Source organism: Bradyrhizobium sp. SRS-191 (genome assembly GCF_024586915.1).
Classification (GTDB): domain Bacteria; phylum Pseudomonadota; class Alphaproteobacteria; order Rhizobiales; family Xanthobacteraceae; genus Bradyrhizobium.
Genome location: NZ_JANBVS010000045.1, coordinates 1 through 3029, shown reverse-complemented (window position 1 = coordinate 3029; position 3029 = coordinate 1). Strand labels below are relative to the sequence as shown.

General features: G+C 63.1%; 1 protein-coding gene. It reads left to right on the top strand.

Features of this window, described 5'->3' with window-relative positions; all coding sequences use genetic code 11:
- Nucleotides 1-2941, top strand: a 2941-nt coding sequence (locus tag NLR35_RS33625) for a VCBS domain-containing protein (protein ID WP_257170838.1), incomplete at its 5' end; no start/stop codon positions are given.
- Between the last annotated feature and the right edge of the window lie 88 nt (nt 2942-3029).

Sequence of the window (3029 nt, the reverse complement as noted above, 5' to 3'; positions counted from 1 at the left end):
GCTGGCGATCCGGGATGTCGACCTGATCGATACCCACACCGCCACGGCGGTGTTCAAGTCGTCGGCATCGAGTGCGCATTTGCCCGGCTTCAGCGAGGGCACCAGCCATATCGGTACCTTCATCATCGCTCCCGTGGTTGTAGAGTCGAACAGCGATACAGACAATGGCGCGACGCTGGGCTGGCACTTCACGCTGAGCGACAGCGACCCGGTGCTGCAATCGCTGGCCCAAGGCCAGACAATTACCCAGATCTACACTGTCACGTTCACCGACAATCACGGCGCGCAGGTCAGTCAGGACGTCACGGTGACGATCACCGGTACCAACGATGCGCCGACCATCATCAGCAACGCCGCCGCGGCCAAGGGCGCGGTGACCGAAGATTCGAGTCTGACTCTTCTGGTCGGTGGCACGCTGGCTATCCGCGATGTGGACCTGATCGATACCCACACCGCCGCGGCCGTCTTTAAGTCGTCGGCGTCCAGCGCGCACTTGCCGGGCTTCAGTGACGGCACGTCGCTGGGGAGCTTCACGATCGACCCGTCGGTGGCCGAGTCGGCCATTGATGTCGACAAGAACGCGACGCTGGGATGGCATTTCAGCCTCGACAATTCCAATGCCACGCTGCAATCGCTGGCGCAGGGCCAATCGATCACCGAGGTCTACACGGTTACCTTCACCGACAATCACGGTGCGCAGGTCAGTCAGGACGTCACCGTGACAATCAACGGCGCCAACGACGCGCCGACCGTCACGAGCAGCGCAGATGCAGCCAAGGGAGCGGTGACTGAGGATGCCGGCGCGTGGCTGACGATTGACGGTACACTGACGATCCAGGATCTCGACCTGATCGACACCCACACCGCCACGGCGGTCTTGAAGTTGTCGACGTCGAGCGCACATCTGCCCGGCTTCATCGACGGCACCTCTCTCGGCAACTTTACGATCGATCCCTCGGTGACCGAACTGGCCACCGATACCGACACTCACGCCACACTGGGCTGGCACTTCAGTCTCGCCAACGGGAATGCAACCCTGCAATCGCTTGCCCAGGGGCAATCGATCATCGAGGTCTACACCGTCACTTTCACCGACAATCACGGGGCCCAGGTTTCGCAAGACGTCACGGTCACGATCAACGGCGCCAACGATGCGCCGACAGTGACCAGCGACGCGGATGCGGCCAAGGGAGCGGTGACCGAGGATGGCGGTCCGACGCTGTCGGCCGACGGCACGCTGGCGATCAGGGATCTCGACCTGATCGACACCCACACGGCGCAGGCCGTGTTCAAGGTTTCGTCCGTCAGCGCGGTCCTGCCTGGTTTCGACGGCAGCTCGCATCTCGGCACCTTCACCATCGACTCCGCGGTGACGGAGTCCAACGGTGACACCGCCAACGGCGCGACGCTGGGCTGGCATTTCACGCTCGATGGCAGCGATCCCGTGTTGCAGTCGCTGGCTGAAGGCCAGACCATCACGCAGGTTTACACCGTCACCTTTACCGACAATCACAATGCCTCGGTGACGCAGGACGTCACTGTCACCATCACCGGTACGAACGACGCCCCGATCTTGTCCGCCGTCACCGCGGGCACCCTCACGGATAGCGCCGCAACCGACAGCTTCGCCGATCTGACGGGCAAGCTGGCCGGAATCGATGTCGATGCCGGCGAGACGACGACGCTGGTCTACGCGGCGGTCGGAGCAGACGATCATGGCACTGTCGCGGGTCTGTATGGTTCGCTGACGGTGAATTCCGACGGCAGCTACAGCTATGTGCCCGATGCGACCGCCATCAATGCGCTGCCGGAAGGCTCGTATTCGGATGTTTTCACGGTCCAGGTCGCGGATGTGCATGGTGCGGTCACCACGGCGACCTATACCGTGGACATCTCCGGCGCCAACGACGTGCCGACGCTTGCGGACATCAACGCGGGAGCGCTGACGGATACGGCGGCCACCGACACCTTCCCCGATCTCACCGGCCATCTGTCCGGGCACGACGCCGACGGCGGCGAGACGGCGAGCCTGACCTACGCGGTGCTGAGTGCGGATCACACCGCCGCCACGACAGTGGCCGGGTTGTACGGTTCGCTGACGGTCAATCCGGACGGCAGCTACAGTTATGTTCCAAATGCGGCGGTGGTCAACGCGTTGCCGGAAGGATCCTACCAGGACGCTTTCACGGTCCGGACAACCGACGTGCACGGAGCGAGCGCCACGGCGACGCTCACAGTGGACGTGACCGGCGCGGACGATGCCGCCGGCCCCGTCATCGACACCACGAGCTTCTACGTCTGGCACAACAACGAAGGCAATACCGACACCATCACCGGTCTCTCGGTCGTCGATCCCGGCGCATCGACCGACGACTTCGAAATCACGGCGGTGACCGCGCATCGTCCGGACAGCAGCGTCGATCCAGTGACGATGAGCGGCGATCTCGACCAGATCAATGTGACGCTGGCGGACGGCGTCACCTACGTCCCGGGTGACGAACCTCCGGCGACCGACATGATCACCCTGACGGTCACCGACAAGACCACAGGCCTGTTCGATACCGTCAATTTCATCTTCAACGAGGCCGGCGATACCAGCCAGGGAATCACGCTTCAAGGCACCGGCGGGAAGGACGTCATCTTCGCCACCGAGGCGAGCGACACTCTGATCGGCGGTGCCGGCAAGGACCAGTTCGTGTTCGCACCGGCCGCGTCGCAAGACTCTGTCCAGCACATCGTCAACGATTTCGAGACGGGCCTCGACAAGATCGACCTGCGGCAATTCAGCGGCATTGGCTCGATCAGCGATATCGGCATTGCGCAGCAGTCGGACGGCGCCCTGATCACGCTCGATGGTCACGAGACGATTCTGCTGAAGAGCGTCATCGGCGCAAACCTGCACGCCAGCGATTTCATCTTCGGCGGTGGCCACGTCACCTGATGCCCTGGGATCGTCGCCCTGGCCGCGGCAAAAAATCCATAGTCCTCCGCCGCCGGGGAATGGCCAATCGCCTGCTGGCGCGGCATGA